Consider the following 17173-nt stretch of genomic DNA (forward strand, 5'->3'; position numbering starts at 1 on the left):
AGGGAATCAAGAGGTTCCGCACAGCCGCGTCAGTAGGCGGCAGCAGGCGTGAGCAGGCGGCAGTAGCCGGATTCGGGTCCGGCAGGCGGGAGATGCCCGACGGTGCGCGAGTACCTGCTCGTCTTCGTGGTCTCGGCGGCGGTGACCTTTCTCGCCACGCCGGTGGCACGCGTCTTCGCCATGCGTATCGGTGCCGTCGCCGGGGTACGTGCCCGCGACGTCCATTCCACCCCGACGCCCCGGCTGGGGGGCCTGGCCATGCTTGCCGGGCTCTACGCCGGGTTCGGGGTGGCGGACCGCCTGCCGTTCCTGTCGGTGGTCTCCCAGGACTGGTCGGAGATCCGGGCGGTGCTCGTCGCCGGCACCTTGATCTGCTTGCTCGGCGTCGCCGACGACCGATGGGAACTGGACTCCCTGACCAAACTGGCCGGGCAGGTCGCCACGGCCGGCATTATGGTGCTCCTCGGTGTCCAATGGACGTTCGCGATCGATCGGGACAGCGAGACGACGCTGAGCCTGGGACCGGAGACCGCGGTCCCGCTGTCCATCCTCGCCACGGTCGTGCTTATCAACGCGATGAACTTCATCGACGGCCTGGACGGCCTCGCGGCGGGTGTCGCGGCGATCGCCGCCGGCGCGACCTTCTACTTCGCCTATCAGATCGCAGTGATCAACGGCTTCTACCGGGCCTCCCCGGCGGCGCTCCTGGCCGCCGTGACCGCCGGGGTCTGCATCGGGTTCCTGCCGCACAATTTCAATCCGGCCCGGCTGTTCATGGGGGACTCGGGCTCGATGCTCATCGGCCTGCTGTCGGCCGCATCGATGATTTCCGTGACCGGTCAGGTGGCCTACGGGGGTTACGTTGGACCCTCACGGTCGTACCCGTCGCTGATCCCGTTGGCGATACCCCTGGCCGTGCTCGCCGTTCCGTTCCTCGACCTCGGGCTCGCGGTCGTCCGGCGGACGAGGGCGGGGCGCTCGCCGTTCGCGGCGGACAAGATGCATCTCCACCACCGTATGCTGGAAATCGGTAATTCGCACGTGAAGGCGGTTCTCTTCATGTACTTCTGGGCGGCTCTGGTCGGGTTCGGAGGTGTCGCCGCGTCGTTCTCCGACTCCCCATTGCCAATCTTGGTTGCCACCGTCGGAGTGGGCCTCGCGGCCCTGGTAGCCCTGCTCCTCGGCACCCAGCGTACGGGGCGGCGGGCGTGACCGGCGTCGCGGCGCCGACGTTGCGCGCCGGGCTGTGGACCATGCTCGCGCTGGCCGTGCCGACGCTCGTGATTGCCGGGGTGGCGCGGGGCGGGGCGGGTTTCCTCGGCGCGGCCCTGGGAGTTGGCCTGGTCAGCACCTTCTTCGCGGCGGGCAAGGTGGCACTGGTGGCGATCGGCCGGCGGATCGGCACGACGGCGCTGCTGCCGGTCGCGCTGGGCGTCTACGCGGTGAAGGTCGTGACCTTGGGTGTCGTCCTGGTGGCCCTGGAGGGCACCACCGCCGTGAATCTGCCGTCGTTCGCCTGGTCAATCGTGGCGGGCACGCTGTGCTGGGTCGGCGCCGAAGTGTGGTCGGCGGCCCGGCTGCGGGTGCCGTTCTACGAACCGGGGATTCCGGCCACGGTGCCGAGCGCCGAGGCCGAGCCGGACGTGCCGCAGGGGCCGGCGGCCGGGCCGGCGCCGGTCGAGGGGCGGTGACGAGGTGGGTTCCATGCCCGACCAGAGCGCGGACGACCGGTCGGGGGAGAGCTCGACCGGGACCGGCGGTGGCGGCTCGCGGGTGCCCGAGGGCCCGGGTCGCAACCTGGGCCGCGCACTGGCGCCGCCCGCCGGCGAGGCCTGGGGCATCGTGGGCACGCTTGTGGCGGGAGCCGGCTTCTGGGGACTGGCCGGTTTTGGCCTTGATCGGCTACTGGGGTTTCAAGTCCTTTTTTTCCCCATTGGACTGATTGTCGGAATTGCGGGAGCACTCTACCTGGTCATTTATCGCTTCGGTGCCCGTTGATGACGGTGTGTAGATGGAAGTCAAGTCACTCTAGGTAACAAAATTGCCATCAAATTTACGGACGGTGATGTTCGACAGTTTGTCGAAGATCTCTCGTGTGTAATTGATGCCTCGCGGCGTCCAGGCGGATAGCATCGGCGGTGTCGGGCAGGCGCCCTGGGTGCCGCTCGCCGCTGGTTGTCCCCTTTCGCTTCCGCCTGGGACGGGCCCTGACGGGGCCTCGTGGGTGGAGGGTAGGGATCGGGATGCAAGCGGTGGCCGCCTGGCTTTCGCTTCTCTACCCGGAGGGGCCCCACCCGTATAGGGTGAGGCCGACCTGGTCGTAGGTGATTGCGAACTTTGACGTTGTTGAATGATCATGGAGGTGTCGGAAGTGTCGAGCGGTTCGGTGTTCGCGGCGGCCGACGACGGCTTCCACGGGCCGACTTCCGAGGTTTTCAGGCCGAAGAACTGGTTTGAGATCGGTGACCTCTACTTCAACAAGTGGTCGGCACTCACCCTGTTCGTCGCGATCTTCGTGGGCCTTTTCCTCTGGCTTGGATTCCGTCGGGCCGCGCTGGTCCCGCGGGGGCTCCAGAATTTCTGCGAGTCCATCTACGACTTCGTCGACCAGCAGATCTCCCGAGACGTCATCGGGGAGCGTGGCCGGGTCTTCTCGCCGTACCTGATGATCCTCTTCTGCTTCATCCTGGTCTCGAACGTCATGGCCATCATCCCCGTGGCCCAGTTCCCGACGACCTCGCGTATTGCTCTGCCGATGATTTTGGCTCTGATCAGCTGGGCCATTTTCAATGTGGTCGGAATCCGCGAGCACGGGGCCGGAGCGTATTTCAAGGACATGCTTGTACCAGCACCGGACGCGCCCTTCGGTGTCAAACTGATCTTGGCGCCGATCGAGTTCTTCTCGACCCTCGTCGTGCGGCCGGCCACCCTCGCCATCCGGCTCTTCGCCAACATGTTCGCCGGCCACATGCTGCTACTGGTGTTCGCGCTCGGGGCCGACTACCTGCTACCGAAGCCGCAGTTCATCTTCGGCATCTTCTCCGGGCTGATGTTCGTCGTCCTGACCGGCTTCGAACTGGTGATCGACCTTTTGCAGGCGTACATCTTCACCATCCTGACGGCCGCCTACATCGGCGGTGCTATCTCGTCGCACGGTGGCGGTGATCACGCCACGGACCATCCACCGGTCCACGGGCACGAACCGAGCTCGGAGACGACTTCGTTTGCCACGCCGGCGCAACCGGCGGTGGCACGGGCCTGACATCTTCCTCTCGACGTACCCGCACCGCGGAGACGGTCCCGGTGCACCGACTTTAGAAGGACGGATTTCACGATGTCTCTTACCGCGTCCACGTTGCTGGCCGCTGAAGACGCCATCAGCGGCAACATCGGGACGGTCGCCTACGGCATCGCCACTCTCGGTCCCGGTATCGGCGTCGGCATCATCTTCGGACTCGGCATCCAGGCGATCGCCCGCCAGCCCGAGGCGGAGCAGGTTGCTTTCCGGTACATGCTTATCGGGTTCGCGCTGGTCGAGGCCTTGGCTCTGATCGGCTTCGTCGTCCCCTTCGTGTTCACCTGATCCGGCACAGGGATATCAGGTGTACTCCTCTGTCATCCTCGCCGCCGAGGAAGTGGGCACGCACGAGGAAAACGTCCTCGTGCCGCCGTTGTCTGAACTGATCGTCGGGCTGCTGGCCTTCGGTGTCCTGGTTGGATTCTTCTTCTGGAAGATCTATCCGCAGATCCGCAAGACCTACGCCGATCGGACCGAACGCGTAGAGGGCGGACTGCGTCGGGCCGAGCAGGCCCAGCGTGAGGCGCAGGCGCTGTTCGAGCAGTACCGTGCCCAGCTCGCCGAGGCGCGTGCCGAGGCGGCCCGTATCCGGGAGGATGCGCACGCCCAGGCGCGGGTAATCATCGACGAACTACGGACCGACGCCCAGCGGGAGGTCGCCGAGTTGCGCGATCGGGCCGAGGCGTCGCTGGCGGCCGAGCGGTCGCAGGTCGTCGCCCAGGTCCGGCGCGAGGTCGGCACGCTCGCGGTCGAGCTCGCCACCAAGATAGTCGGGCATGAGCTGCAGAACGACGCCCGGCAGCGTCAGCTTGTCGACGACTTCATCGCGGGTCTGGAGACCGGGCCGCGGCCGGCCAGCACCGCGTCCGGGCTGGGAGGCTGACGGTGGAGGGCGCCAGCCGACGCTCGTTGGCAGTGGCCCGTGCCGTTCTCGACCAGGTGACGGCGATCCCGGTGGGTGGCCCGCGACGGGCCGCGCGGGTTCCCGACGCCGACCGGATCGCCGAGGAACTGCGTGCGGTCGCCGCCCTGATCGGGCGGGAAGCGACGGTGCGCCGGGCACTGACCGACCCGGGGGCCCCGGGGTCGTCGCGGGTCGGGCTCGCCCGCCGGCTGCTGGCCGGCCAGGTCAGCGAGCCCACCCTGAAAGTGGTCGACAGCGTGGTGCAGAGCCGCTGGTCGCGGCCGGGGGACCTGCGTCAGGCCCTGGAGGAGCTCAGTGTCGAGGCGCTACTCGCTCAGGCTGACGTCACCAGTGCGCTCGACGAGGTGGAGGACGAGCTTTTCCGCTTCGGCCGTATCCTGGACCAGAACCCACAGCTCGCGCTGGCGCTGACCGACCCGGCGGCGCCGGCCTCGGCGAAGGCCGTGTTGGTGAACCGGCTGTTGGTTGGGCGGGTGCACCCGGTCACTGTCCAGCTGGTTCAGCAGGCGGTGGCCGACCGGGCGCAGGGCGACGTCGCGGGTCGGCTGGAGCACTACAGCCGCATCGCGGCTGCCCGGCGCGGTCGGGTGGTGGCCGTCGTGCGTACCGCGATCCCGTTGGACGCCGGCCAGGTTGAGCGCCTGCGCGACGCGATCAGCGGCTACTTCGGCCGGCAGATCCAGCTGCAGACCGATCTTGACCCAACTGTTCTCGGCGGTGTCGTCGTGCGGGTCGGCGACGAGGTGGTGGACGGCAGCGTTCTCCGCCGGCTCACCACCGCCCGGCGCGGCCTGCTTCGGTAGGAGCGCCGTGACCAGTCCCGACCAGATCCATGCCAGCCATGAAGGACAAAGCGATGACTGAGCTGTCCATTCGGCCGGAGGAGATTCGCGACGCCCTCCGGGAGTACGTCGACTCCTTCCAGGCCACCTCCGGTGAGCGGGAGGAGGTCGGCAGGGTCGTCGTCACCGGTGACGGCATCGCCCGGGTCGAGGGTCTTCCGCACACGATGACCAACGAGCTGCTGGAGTTCCACGGCGGCGTTCTGGGGCTCGCGCTGAACCTCGAGGTCGGTGAGATCGGAACCGTCCTCTTGGGTGACTCCGAGCACATCGAGGAGGGGCAGGAGGTCCGCCGCACCGGCGAGATCCTCTCCGCCCCCGTCGGTGACGGCTTCCTCGGCCGGGTCGTCGACCCGCTCGGGCGGCCGATCGACGGCCTCGGGGAGATCGTGGCCGAGGGCTCCCGGGTGCTGGAACTGCAGGCGCCGACGGTCGTCCAGCGCCAGCCGGTGAAGGAGCCCCTGCAGACCGGCATCAAGGCGATCGACGCGATGACGGCCATCGGTCGCGGTCAGCGTCAGCTGATCATCGGTGACCGGCAGACCGGCAAGACGACGGTGGCCATCGACACGATCATCAATCAGCGGGACAACTGGGCCTCTGGCGACCCGTCGAAGCAGGTCAAGTGCGTCTACGTGGCCGTCGGCCAAAAGAAGTCGACGATCCGCGAGGTGGTGAACACCCTCGAGGAGGCCGGCGCGCTGGCCTACACCACGATTGTGGCGGCGCCGGCCGACGAGCCGGCGGGCTCCAAGTACATCGCGCCCTATACCGGCTCGGCGATCGCCCAGCACTGGATGTACAACGGCCAGCACGCGCTCATCGTCTTCGACGATCTGTCCAAGCAGGCGGAGGCATACCGGGCGGTCTCGCTGCTGCTGCGCCGCCCGCCGGGCCGGGAGGCCTACCCGGGTGACGTGTTTTACCTGCACTCCCGGCTGCTGGAGCGCTGTGCCAAGCTCTCTGACGAGCTCGGTGGCGGGTCACTGACCGGACTGCCGATTATCGAGACGAAAGCCAACGACATCTCGGCCTACATCCCGACGAACGTCATCTCGATCACCGACGGGCAGATCTTCCTGGAGTCCGACCTGTTCAACCAGGGTGTCCGCCCGGCCATCAATGTCGGCACCTCGGTATCCCGGGTCGGCGGCAGCGCGCAGGTCAAGGCGATGAAGTCGGTCGCCGGCCGCTTGCGGCTGGACCTCGCCCAGTACCGCGAGCTCGAGGCGTTCTCGGCCTTCGGCTCCGACCTGGACAAGGCTTCGCGGGACCAGCTCGCCCGCGGCGCCCGCCTGGTCGAGCTGCTCAAGCAGCCGCAGGGCCAGCCCTTCCCGGTCGAGCGCCAGGTCGTGTCGATCTGGGCCGGGACCACTGGCAAGCTCGACGACGTGCCGGTGGCGGACATCCGTCGCTTCGAGTCGGAGTTCCTCGACTTCGTCGGCCGGTCCTACCCGCAGGTGTACGACGCGATCGTGACCACCGGCAAGCTCAGTGACGACACGATCGCCGTGCTGGAGCCGGCCATCGCGGAGTTCAAGAACCAGTTCACGTTGTCCGACGGCCAGCCGCTGGTCAACGAGCCGGTGCCGAGCCCGCTCGACCCGGGGCTGGTGCGGCAGGAGTCGATCCCGGTGCACCGACCCGCGGTGCACAAAGACGACGAGGGCTGACCCATGGCGGGCCAGCTTCGTGAGTACCGGCGGCGCATCCGGTCGGTGCAGTCGACGAAGAAGATCACCCGAGCGATGGAGCTGATCGCGGCTTCCCGCATCGCCAAGGCGCGGGCGCGGGTCGCCGCCGCCCGCCCCTACGCCGAGGAGATCACCAGGGTGATCGAGGCGGTCGCGGCGCAGACCACGATCGACCACCCGCTCACCACCGAGCGGCCCGGGGCGACCCGGGCCGCGGTCGTGGTGATCACCAGCGACCGGGGGCTGGCCGGCGGGTACAGCTCGAACGCGCTGCGGCGCACCGGCGAACTCGTCGAGCTGCTGCGTTCGGAGGGCAAGGAGACCGACCTGCACGTCGTCGGCCGCAAGGGGACGGGCTACTACCGCTTCCGAGGTCGTGCGATGAGCGGCGAGTACACCGGCTTCTCCGAGCAGCCGTCGTACGCGGACGCCAAGTCGGTCGCGGACGCGCTCATCGCGGCCTTCATCGACACGAGCGAGAACGGCGGAGTGGACGAGATCCACGTCGTCCACACGGAGTACGTCAGCGCCATCACCCAGACGCCGGTCGCCCGCCGGCTGCTGCCGATGGTGCTCACCGAGACCGACGAACCGCCGCGCGGCGGCCCGCTGCCCCAGTACGAGTTCGAGCCCTCCGCCGAGGGGGTGCTTGACGCGTTGCTGCCCCGCTACGTGGAAAGCCGGCTCTACGCGGCGCTGCTCGAGTCGGCGGCGTCGGAGTCGGCGGCGCGGCAGCGGGCCATGAAGTCAGCCACGGATAACGCCGAGGACCTCATCAAGAGATACACCCGGCAGGCCAACCGGGCCCGGCAGGACGCCATCACCCAGGAGATCTCCGAGATCGTCGGTGGCGCCAACGCCCTGGCCTCGGGAGCCTGACGTGGGCGGGCGGCGCGAGGAGCGGGAGCGATGTCGAGCGATGTCATCGCCATTCCCGTCTTCACGCCGCCGGACACAATGGGTGACCACAATGGGTGACACCGAGCGGAACCGATGCGGACATCGACAACAGAACGCAGAAGGACGACGCCGAAGGCGGAGCGCGCACGACGCGAACCGCTCCGCCCCAGGTGCCAGCGAACGCGAGCCCGAGGCTGCGGCGACGGGCATTGATGGGAAACTGAGGACGCCATGACCGTCACCACCAGCTCGCCAGCCACGGTGGAGGGCCGGACCCCGGGGATCGGCCGGGTCGCCCGAGTCATCGGACCGGTCGTCGACGTGGAGTTCGCTCCCGACGAGCTTCCCGAGATCTATCAGGCACTCCAGGTCGACCGGACCATCGGCGACGAGACGCTGACGCTCGAGGTCGCCCAGCACATCGGTGACAACACCGTGCGGGCCATCTCCATGCAGCAGACCGACGGTCTCGTCCGGGGCGCGCCCGTCCGCGACACCGGCGCGCCGATCTCGGTCCCGGTCGGCGACGCCACCAAGGGCCACGTGTTCAACGTGCTCGGCACGCCGCTCGACGTGAAGCAGATCGAGGCCGAGACGCGCTGGCCGATCCACCGGCTGGCGCCGGCGTTCGACCAGCTCGAGTCGAAGACCGAGATGTTCACCACCGGCATCAAGGTCATCGATCTGCTCGCGCCGTACGTGCGCGGTGGGAAGATCGGCCTGTTCGGCGGTGCCGGCGTCGGCAAGACCGTCATCATCCAGGAGATGATCCGTCGGGTCGCCAAGGAGTTCGGTGGCGTCTCGGTGTTCGCTGGGGTCGGCGAGCGCACCCGTGAGGGCAACGACCTGTTCCTGGAGATGACCGAGGCCGGCGTCATCGAGGACACCGCGCTGGTGTTCGGCCAGATGGACGAGCCGCCGGGTACCCGGCTGCGGGTCGCGCTCGGCGCGCTCACGATGGCCGAGTACTTCCGGGACGTCCAGAAGCAGGACGTGCTGCTGTTCATCGACAACATCTTCCGGTTCACCCAGGCCGGATCCGAGGTCTCCACGCTGCTCGGCCGGATGCCCAGCGCCGTCGGTTACCAGCCGACGCTGGCCGACGAGATGGGTGTGCTCCAGGAGCGCATCACCTCCACCCGGGGCCACTCGATCACTTCGCTGCAGGCCATCTACGTGCCCGCGGACGACCTGACCGACCCGGCGCCGGCGACGACGTTCACCCACCTCGACGCCACCACCGTGCTCGACCGGGCCATCTCCGACCTGGGTATCTACCCGGCGGTGAGCCCGCTCGACTCCAACTCCCGGATCCTGGACGCGCGCTATCTCGGGCAGGAGCACTACGACACGGCCCGTGAGGTGCAGCGGATTCTGCAGCGATACAAGGACCTGCAGGACATCATTGCCATCCTCGGTATCGATGAGCTCTCCGAAGAGGACAAGATCCTCGTCAACCGGGCGCGGCGGATCCAGCGGTTCCTGTCGCAGCCGTTCTTCGTGGCCGAGCAGTTCACCGGCATCCCCGGCAAGTTCGTCCCGCTCGACGAGACGATCGACTCGTTCAAGCGGCTCACCCAGGGCGACTTCGACCACCTGCCGGAGCAGGCGTTCTTCATGTGCGGTGGCATCGAGGACGCGGAGAAGAACGCGGAGAACCTGTAATGCCGATCCGGGTGGCGATTGTCTCGCCCGAGCAGGAGGTGTGGTCCGGCGACGCCGACATGGTCGTCGCCCGGACCACCGACGGTGATCTCGGCGTGCTGCCCGGCCATGTGCCGCTGCTGGGTCTGCTGGCGCCGGGCGGGACGGTCCGGGTCAAGACCGGTGGCCGGGAGATCTCGGCCTCGGTGGACCGCGGCTTCATCTCGGTGACACACCAGGGTGTCAGCATCCTTGCCGAGACCGCGAAGCTGACCTGAGTTTCCTGCGGCCAAGGGCGCGTTCCCCGCATCGGGGGACGCGCCTTTCGCGTCACGTCACAGGTCCGCGACAGGCTCTACCTACCTAACAGAAACTGCAGGGCCTCGGTCATCCGCAGCAGATGATCAGGACCCACGACGCCGAGCCGGCGACCGAAGCGCTGCTGGGACACCGATTTCACGTCCTCGACCTTTGCGTAGCTTGTCTCGCGCAGACCGGTGCCGCCGGGCGCGAGCTCGACGTGGGAGGGCAGCCCGCGGCGGGTTCTGGTGACGGGTACGACGATGGACAGCCCGGCCCGGATGCGGTTGAGCCGGTCGGCGGATACGACCACCGCCGGACGACACAACCCCTGCTCGTGGCCGATCGGCTCACCGAAGTCGACCAGCCATACCTTGCCGGGGCGAGGTGAGATCACTCCAGGCCGTCCCGCAGCGCCCCCGCCTCGGCGGAGCGCTCGGCACCGAGCTCGTCCCAGGCGAGCGGGTCGGCCGCGAGGCGGTCGTACCCCTCCTCGAAGCCGCGCCAGAACAGCTCGCGCTCGTAGGCCTCGACGGCCTCGTCGATGATCGTCAGTCTACAATTCGGTTGACTGACTTGTCGACCCTCAGGTATTGAGCGGGTCTCAGGCGTGCGCCCCGGGGCGCCAGAGCACGTCCCCCTCAGGGTTCGCCACCCGGGCGAGGATGAACAGCAGATCCGACAGTCGGTTGAGATAGCGGGCCGGCAGCGGGCCGGTGCGGTCCGGCTCGGCCTCGAGGAGGGCCCAGATGGACCGTTCCGCCCGGCGGACGACCGTGCGGGCGACATGCAGCAGCGCCGCCCCGGGAGTCCCTCCCGGAAGAATGAAGGAGGCCAGCTTCGGCAGGCCGGCGTTGAAACGGTCGCACGCCTCCTCGAGCCGTTCCACGTAGGCCTCGGTGATCCGCAGGGGTGGGTAGGCCGGCGCCGGGTCGACCGGGGTGCACAGATCCGCGCCGACGTCGAAGAGGTCGTTCTGGACCTGGCCGAGCACCGCCCGCAGCTCGTCGGGAAGCCCGCCGAGGGCAAGTGCCACGCCGATCGCGGCGTTCGCCTCATCTACGTCGGCATAGGCAGCCAGCCGCGGATCGGTCTTCGCTACCCGCGACATGTCGCCCAGCGCCGTCGTACCATCATCCCCGGTGCGGGTGTAGATCCGAGTCAGGTGCACTGCCATGGGGACGACTCTAGGCAGTCGTTGACCGCGCGGCCCGGGTTGTCAGATCCGGGCGTAGAGCGCGGTCGCGTCGTCGGGGACTAGGCCGAAGGGACGAGCGGCTCGAGCCGTTTATCCGCACCCACGACGGGGTGTCCGTCCTCCCGCCCGATGCAGCGAAATGAGGCGACCGCGCAGGGTTGCGCCGGTCGGTCCGGCGGGTGGCGGTGAAGATCTTCAGGCCAGGACCTAGCATCGAGGTTCGTGGAGCGCTTCGTTGTGACAGGCGGTACCCGGCTGGCCGGCGAGGTCGCCGTCCCGGGCGCGAAGAACTCGGTGTTGAAGCTGATGGCCGCGAGCCTGCTGGCCGCGGGCCGGACGATGCTGTCCGCCGTTCCCGACATCTTGGACGTGTCGGTGATGTCCAAGGTACTGGCGGGGCTCGGTGCGACCGTCGAGCGGGACGCCGCCGGCGGGTGGCTGAGCATTGAGGTTCCCCAGGCTCCGGGCATCGCGGCCGATGGTGAACTGGTGCGGCAGATCAGGGCGTCGGTGGCGGTGCTCGGTCCGCTGGTCGCCCGCCGCGGGGAGGCGCGGGTCGCCCTGCCCGGTGGAGACGCGATCGGATCGCGCGCGCTCGACATTCATGTCAACGGTCTGACCAAACTCGGTGCGCTGGTCGACGTCGAGTCCGGAGTCCTCGTCGCGCGCTGCTCCGGCCGGCTGCAGGGAGCCTCGATCTGGCTCGACTTCCCCAGCGTGGGCGCCACCGAGAACCTGTTGATGGCCGGGGTTCTCGCCAAGGGGACGACGGTGATCGACAATGCCGCCCAGGAACCCGAGATCGCCGACCTGTGCGCGATGCTGACGGCGATGGGCGGGCGCATCGACGGCGCGGGATCGTCGACACTGATCATCGACGGGGTCGACCACCTCACCCCGGTGGAACACCGGACGGTGCCGGACCGCATCGTTGCCGGCACGTACGCCATCGGCGCCCTGATGACCGGCGGCGACGTGCTAATCCGGCATGGTCAGGCCGCTCATCTCGGCATCGTCCTGGAGAAGTTGGTGCAGGCCGGTGCCGAGGTCGACGTCCGGGACGACGGATTCCGGGTCGTCGGACGGGGACGACCCCGGTCGATCGACGTGGTGACGCTGCCGTACCCCGGCTTTCCGACCGATCTGCTGCCGCAGATCATCGCGTTGGAGTCGGTCAGCCGGGGTACCTCCCTGATCACCGAGAACGTCTTCGACAGCCGGTTCGTCTTCTGCCGCGAGCTGCACAAACTCGGCGCCGACCTGCGTACGGACGGCCACCACGTCATCGTCCGGCCAACCCCGCGGCTGTCCGGCACCCGGGTGACGGCCTCCGACGTGCGGGCCGGCGCGGGTCTCGTGCTCGCCGGCCTGGTTGCGGATGGCGTCACCGAGGTAGGCGACGTCCACCACATCGACCGGGGATACGCCCGGTTTGTCGAGAACATGACGGACCTCGGCGCCAACATCCGCCGGGTCTCCGACCGCGCCGTAGCCTGATTTCACCAGTCTCGACCTGATTTCACCGGCCTCGGCCTGATCCCGCTGGCGTCGGCCTGATCCCACCGGCCTCGTGATCCGCCGGCCCGGCCGGCGGGGTCAGGTGGGCGGCTGGCGCGAGCCGAGCAGGTTCACGAGGGCACGGGCGGCTCGGTTCGCGTCCGTGCCGAACACGAGTACGTGGCGGCGGTCCCGCGGCCGGGCGATGATATTCCCGGCGGCGTCGATGCGGATCGGACTGGCCGGTGCCGTGGCCCAGGTCGAGCGGATGCCCCGCGCCCACAGCGCCGCGCGGAGCCGAGTGATCTCGGCGGGGGTGTCCACGGTGACCACCGGGACGAGCAGACCGAAGTCGTGGCCGGGGACGGAACCGGCAGGCCGCGGCCGTGCCGGAGCATGAGCCCAGCGCCCGATCGCCATCAGCAGGCCGACGGCCAGCAGCGCGATCAGCGGCTCGAGGAGAAACGCCCCGGCCGTTCCGGTCATCCCGCACCTCCGATCGTGCTGCTCTTCGACGCCACCTTGCATCGTCCCAGACATCCTCGCGGCGGACATGGATTCGGGCCGCGACACCTCCACGGAATCCGACAGAGGAAACATCGCCCGCCGACTGCTGCCACCATCAAGGTAACCGGCCCGACCTCCCTGTGGCCGAACGGCGACAGTCCGATGGAGACGAGGGGGTATGTCGCGGTCCGCCCTGGGCGAGCCGCACCTGAGTGCTACCCGCGATCGGCGCGGATAGCTGGTAGCAACGGCGTCACGACAGAGGGGGCGTCGGACGGCCGGGACGGGAGATCACATGAACATCGGCGTGAACGTGGTGAGTCTGGAGTGCTCCGGGGACACGCGGGCCGGCTGCGCGCAGACGGCCCGCGTGGTTGGCCGGGTGGATGTACGGACGGTGGGGACACTACGCTCCCTGCTGCACGCGGCGATCGACAATGGGAGCGGGCCGCTGCGCGTCGACGTCGCGGGCCTGGAGCTCGGCGATCATGCCGCGCTGGGGGTGCTGCTCGGCGGCGCTCGCCGAGCCCGTGCCGCAGGCCGTTCGATGGTGCTGGTCGATGTGCCGAGCTCGCTTGAACGCCTGCTCGTGGCGGACCGGCTGGGTGGGTTGCTGCGGTTCGAGGAGGCCGCCGACCTGGTCCACGTCGGCCACGCCTGAGCGGGCTGCCCGGGCGGCTCATCCGTTCGACCGCCCGCCAGGCCCGTCAGGAAGGGCTCCGTCCCGATCGGGACGGCACCCGGAGCGAAACGAACCAGGGTGGCTGCGCACCGTCATCTCAGGCGCGCCCGTGCGCCGGGCGGACACGCGATGCGGCATGCTTGCCGGGTACCTGCTGATCGGGTACTGCTTTCGGGTGACGGGCCCGGCTCTTGGCAGGGTGTGATGCCGGACGGAGGCGTGCAGGACGTGGAGGTGCCCGCGCGGGTGAATGCCGTTGGCGATCGGAGTGCGCGATCCGCCGGGCTGGCCGGGGTGCGCGAGTACCGGTCGGTCCTGGTCCCGGTGGCGTTCGTGGTCGCGGTCCTGCTCGGCGTGGCCATCGGCTACGTGACCGCGGACCGGCAGTCCGCCACCGTGCATGCGCCTCAGACCGCCACCTCGCCCGCCCCGGAGCTGACCCCCGCGTTGCGGACCGTCCCGTGGGAGGGTGCGCGCCGACCAGGCACGGCCCATCAGATGCGGGTCCTCGATGAGCCTGATCCGGATGCCCTGCGGCTCGCGCTGTCGTGGACGGTCGCCGACTCCATCAAGGCGGCCGGGGGCGCTTCCACTATCTTCGCCCGGCAGGTGACGATCGTGAACGGGATGTACTTCGGCGCCGTCGAGGGCGTTGACGCGGCGCACGACGAGTACTGGGCGATCGGTCGCATCGAGGTCCAGGGGCCGGCCACGCCGCCGGTCGACCCGCACGTGTGGCGGCGGACCGGCGCTGGGCCCTGGACGATTGTCCGCAACGGCCCGCGGGCCTGTGACGTGCTTCCGCGCGCTCTGATCACCCTGTGGAAGGTCTCCCCGCCGCCCTGCACCGGGTGACCTGCACCGCCATGGTCTCCGGGGCACCCTCGACGTCGTACGGTCGGTCTGTGCCCTCGACAACGGCCGCGATAGCGTGACGTCATGCGGCTCGTCATCGCTCGCTGCAGCGTGGACTACGTCGGTCGGCTCACCGCACATCTGCCGAGCGCCGTCCGGTTGGTACTCGTCAAGGCGGACGGATCCGTCTCGATCCACGCCGACGGACGGGCGTACAAGCCGCTCAACTGGATGAGCCCCCCGTGCGTCATCGCCGAGGCGGACGGGGTCTGGCGGGTCACCAACCGCGCGGCCGAGCAGCTCGTCATCACCCTCGAACAGGTGCTGCACGATTCCACGCACGACCTCGGCGTCGACCCCGGTCTGCGCAAGGACGGGGTGGAGGCGCATCTGCAGGTGCTGCTCGCCGACCGGCCCGACGCGATCGCGCCCGGACTCACCCTGGTGCGCCGCGAGTACGAGACCGGCATCGGGCCGGTCGACCTGCTGTGCCGCGGCGCGGACGGCTCAACGGTCGCCGTCGAGATCAAACGCAGGGGTGAGATCGACGGGGTGGAGCAGCTGACCCGGTACCTTGTCCGCCTGGAGGCCGACCCGGCGTTGCCGCATCCCGTGCGCGGCATTCTCGCGGCGCAGTCCATCACCCCGCAGGCTCGGCTGCTAGCGGCCGACCGGGGGCTGGGCTGCGCCATCGTCGACTATGACGAGCTGCGGGGCCTCGAACCGTCCATTCCGACGCTTTTCTGAAAGCGCTTCCGCCGAACCCGCCCGGTCCGCCGAACCTGCGACGGCCGCCCGGCCGGCGTCCCCGGCCGGCGGCCGGTCCGTTCCCGCAGCGCGATCATGGGCCGGCGTCTCGAGAATATGGGAGGATCGCGGCGTTCGCCGTCTGACACCGCCCGGCCCGCGACGCCTACCTGTCGCCCGGGGCCCGTGTGCCGAAGTAGATGTGCCGAAGTAGAGGAGCCTGGGCATGATCGAGAGGCCCGCATCGGGAACCGGGCCGGCCACGAACCCGGAGAAAAAGCCGGAGAACAGCCGGGACGACGCTGTGAGACACCGCCGGGTCGGGGTGGTGGGGCTCGGCACCATGGGCGCGGGCATCGCCGAGGTGCTGGCGAAGGCCGGTCTGGAGGTCGTCGGCATCGCGCGTGACGCCGACGCGCTCGCCCGCAGCCGGGCCCGGGTCGAGCACTCCCTCGACCGCGCGGGCCGCCACGGCAAGATCGACGACGCGACCAGGGAGGCCGTACTGGCCCGCCTGCGTCTCGGCACCGAGCTCGCGGCGGTCGCCGACTGCGAGCTGGTGATCGAGGCGATCGACGAGCGGATGAGCGCCAAACAGGCGCTTTTCGCCCGACTCGACGAGATCTGCCCCCCGACCACCGTCTTCCTGACGAACACCAGCTCCCTGTCGGTGACGGAACTCGCGGCGGGCACCGCCCGCCCGGAACGGGTGCTCGGCACCCACTGGTTCAATCCGGCGCCGGTGATGCGCCTGGTGGAGGTCGTGCGCACGGTCGTCACCGACCCGACCGTGCTGGCCGGGGTCATCGGCCTGGTCAACGACGTGGGGAAGACCGCGGTCGTCGCGGAGGACCGGGCGGGCTTCATCGTCAATGCGCTGCTGTTCGGGTATCTCAACAACGCCGTGCGCATGCTCGAGGCCCGGTACGCGGCCCGGGAGGACATCGACGCGGCCATGCGGCTCGGGTGCGGGCATCCGATGGGCCCGCTCGCCCTGCTCGATCTGATCGGTCTGGACGCCGCCCACGAGATCCTCAACTCGATGTACCGGCAGTCCCGTGACCACCTGCACGCTCCGGCACCGCTGCTGAGCCAGCTCGTGCGCGCGGGCCTGCTGGGCCGCAAGAGCGGTCGTGGTTTCTACACTTACGCGGCACCGGACTCCTCCGAGGTGGTCGACGCGGTCGATCCGCTCGCCGACCGCCCGAGGCGGGGCCGCCCGGTGCGCTCGGTCGGCGTCGTGGGGAGCGGCACGATGGCGGGCGGCATCGCGGAGGTGCTGGCCCGGTCCGGGCACGACGTCCTCCTGCGGGCCCGGAGCGAGCGCACCCTCGCCGCCACCCTCGTGAAGATCGAGTCGTCGTTGTCGGCGTCGGTGGCCAGGGGGCGGCTGTCCGACGCCGACCGGCTGGCGGCCCTGGCTCGGGTGCGCGGCACGACCGATCTGGGTGAGCTCGGCCGCTGCGACCTGCTGCTCGAGGCGGTGGTGGAGGACCTGGCGGTGAAGCGGGAGCTGTTCGCCGACCTGGACAAGATCGCGGCGCCCGGCGCCGTGCTGGCGACTACCACGTCCTCGTTGCCGGTCATCGAATGCGCCACGGCCACCAGCCGGCCACAGGACGTCATCGGTATGCACTGGTTCAACCCGGCCCCGGCGATGAAGCTGATCGAGGTGGTGCCCACGGTGCTCACCGGCGATGACGTGACAGCCACGGTCCTGGCGCTGTCCCGAGTGGCCGGGCGGCATCCGGTGTTCTGCGCCGACCGGGCGGGGTTCATCGTCAACGCGCTGCTGTTCCCCTATCTCAACGACGCGGTGAAGATGCTCCAGGCGCACTACGCGACGATCGAGGACGTCGACACGGCGATGACGGTCGGTTGCGGCCATCCGCTGGGCCCCTTCGCGCTCGCCGACGTGGTCGGCCTCGACGTCACGCTCGCGATCACGCGTTCGTTGTACGCGCAGTTCCGCGAGCCCGGCTACGCCCCGGCACCCCTGCTCGAACAGCTGGTTCGGGCCGGGTTCCTGGGACGCAAGACCGGCCGGGGATTCCTCGACCATCCGCCGCGCTGAGCTCACCCGC

The 17173-nt window shown here is 69.3% G+C and carries 19 protein-coding genes; 16 read left to right on the forward strand and 3 right to left on the reverse strand.

Annotated elements, in window-relative coordinates:
• The first annotated feature begins 102 nt into the window (after window positions 1-102).
• From AC08OT_RS01820 to AC08OT_RS01870, 11 genes are all read left to right on the forward strand, one after another.
• Window positions 103-1212 carry an MraY family glycosyltransferase gene (locus AC08OT_RS01820; RefSeq protein ID WP_476591841.1) on the forward strand — a complete coding sequence of 370 codons (1110 nt, stop codon included), beginning with the start codon at window positions 103-105 and terminating at the stop codon, window positions 1210-1212.
• Window positions 1209-1691, forward strand: a complete 483-nt coding sequence (locus tag AC08OT_RS01825; protein WP_462186547.1) for a Cg1360 family ATP-synthase-associated protein — start codon at window positions 1209-1211, stop codon at window positions 1689-1691. The genes AC08OT_RS01820 and AC08OT_RS01825 overlap by 4 nt, the downstream gene beginning before the upstream one ends.
• Before the next feature lie 13 nt (window positions 1692-1704).
• The gene (locus AC08OT_RS01830; protein ID WP_476591842.1) at window positions 1705-1998 is read left to right on the forward strand and encodes an AtpZ/AtpI family protein; all 294 of its coding nucleotides are present in this window, start codon (window positions 1705-1707) and stop codon (window positions 1996-1998) included.
• Window positions 1999-2356: 358 nt separating this feature from the next.
• A complete protein-coding gene (gene atpB / locus AC08OT_RS01835; RefSeq protein WP_476597034.1) occupies window positions 2357-3262 on the forward strand; it encodes a F0F1 ATP synthase subunit A in 906 nt (301 codons plus the stop codon).
• Between the two features lie 72 nt (window positions 3263-3334).
• Window positions 3335-3583, forward strand: coding sequence for an ATP synthase subunit c family protein (locus AC08OT_RS01840; protein ID WP_462186548.1), 249 nt, complete (start codon window positions 3335-3337; stop codon window positions 3581-3583).
• 19 nt (window positions 3584-3602) lie between these two features.
• Window positions 3603-4181, forward strand: a complete 579-nt coding sequence (locus AC08OT_RS01845) for a F0F1 ATP synthase subunit B (RefSeq protein WP_476591844.1) — start codon at window positions 3603-3605, stop codon at window positions 4179-4181.
• Window positions 4182-4183: 2 nt separating this feature from the next.
• The gene (locus AC08OT_RS01850) at window positions 4184-5026 is read left to right on the forward strand and encodes a F0F1 ATP synthase subunit delta (RefSeq protein WP_476591845.1); all 843 of its coding nucleotides are present in this window, start codon (window positions 4184-4186) and stop codon (window positions 5024-5026) included.
• Between the two features lie 53 nt (window positions 5027-5079).
• Complete coding sequence (gene atpA / locus AC08OT_RS01855) at window positions 5080-6738, forward strand: F0F1 ATP synthase subunit alpha (protein WP_476591846.1); 1659 nt, start codon at window positions 5080-5082, stop codon at window positions 6736-6738.
• A gap of 3 nt (window positions 6739-6741) precedes the next feature.
• A complete protein-coding gene (locus AC08OT_RS01860; protein ID WP_476591847.1) occupies window positions 6742-7638 on the forward strand; it encodes a F0F1 ATP synthase subunit gamma in 897 nt (298 codons plus the stop codon).
• A 252-nt stretch (window positions 7639-7890) separates the two neighbouring features.
• Window positions 7891-9324, forward strand: a complete 1434-nt coding sequence (atpD, locus tag AC08OT_RS01865) for a F0F1 ATP synthase subunit beta (RefSeq protein WP_476591848.1) — start codon at window positions 7891-7893, stop codon at window positions 9322-9324.
• Complete coding sequence (locus AC08OT_RS01870) at window positions 9324-9581, forward strand: F0F1 ATP synthase subunit epsilon (RefSeq protein WP_476591849.1); 258 nt, start codon at window positions 9324-9326, stop codon at window positions 9579-9581. The genes atpD and AC08OT_RS01870 overlap by 1 nt, the downstream gene beginning before the upstream one ends.
• Window positions 9582-9658: 77 nt before the next feature.
• On the opposite strand, the gene AC08OT_RS01875 is transcribed toward AC08OT_RS01870, so the two are convergent.
• Together AC08OT_RS01875 and AC08OT_RS01880 are read right to left on the reverse strand one after the other, a co-directional pair.
• Window positions 9659-10000 carry a type II toxin-antitoxin system PemK/MazF family toxin gene (locus tag AC08OT_RS01875; protein ID WP_476591850.1) on the reverse strand — a complete coding sequence of 114 codons (342 nt, stop codon included), beginning with the start codon at window positions 9998-10000 and terminating at the stop codon, window positions 9659-9661.
• Between the two features lie 207 nt (window positions 10001-10207).
• Complete coding sequence (locus AC08OT_RS01880; RefSeq protein ID WP_476591851.1) at window positions 10208-10780, reverse strand: cob(I)yrinic acid a,c-diamide adenosyltransferase; 573 nt, start codon at window positions 10778-10780, stop codon at window positions 10208-10210.
• Between the two features lie 258 nt (window positions 10781-11038).
• Between AC08OT_RS01880 and murA the strand changes: the two genes are divergently transcribed.
• Entirely contained in the window at window positions 11039-12298 is a 1260-nt protein-coding gene (murA, locus tag AC08OT_RS01885) for a UDP-N-acetylglucosamine 1-carboxyvinyltransferase (RefSeq protein ID WP_476602483.1), read from the forward strand.
• A 99-nt stretch (window positions 12299-12397) separates the two neighbouring features.
• Here the strand turns inward: murA and AC08OT_RS01890 are convergent, their stop codons facing one another.
• Complete coding sequence (locus AC08OT_RS01890) at window positions 12398-12784, reverse strand: hypothetical protein (RefSeq protein WP_476591853.1); 387 nt, start codon at window positions 12782-12784, stop codon at window positions 12398-12400.
• Window positions 12785-13100: 316 nt separating this feature from the next.
• Here AC08OT_RS01890 and AC08OT_RS01895 point away from each other — a divergent pair, with 316 nt between their 5' ends.
• From AC08OT_RS01895 to AC08OT_RS01910, 4 genes are all read left to right on the forward strand, one after another.
• Entirely contained in the window at window positions 13101-13466 is a 366-nt protein-coding gene (locus AC08OT_RS01895) for an STAS domain-containing protein (protein ID WP_476591854.1), read from the forward strand.
• Between the two features lie 225 nt (window positions 13467-13691).
• Window positions 13692-14342 carry a hypothetical protein gene (locus AC08OT_RS01900; protein ID WP_476597031.1) on the forward strand — a complete coding sequence of 217 codons (651 nt, stop codon included), beginning with the start codon at window positions 13692-13694 and terminating at the stop codon, window positions 14340-14342.
• Window positions 14343-14426: 84 nt separating this feature from the next.
• Window positions 14427-15089, forward strand: coding sequence for an endonuclease NucS (nucS, locus tag AC08OT_RS01905; protein WP_462186814.1), 663 nt, complete (start codon window positions 14427-14429; stop codon window positions 15087-15089).
• Between the two features lie 226 nt (window positions 15090-15315).
• Window positions 15316-17163, forward strand: coding sequence for a 3-hydroxyacyl-CoA dehydrogenase family protein (locus AC08OT_RS01910; RefSeq protein ID WP_476591856.1), 1848 nt, complete (start codon window positions 15316-15318; stop codon window positions 17161-17163).
• Window positions 17164-17173 lie beyond the last annotated feature (10 nt).

The organism is Frankia sp. CgJB1, assembly GCF_977947065.1.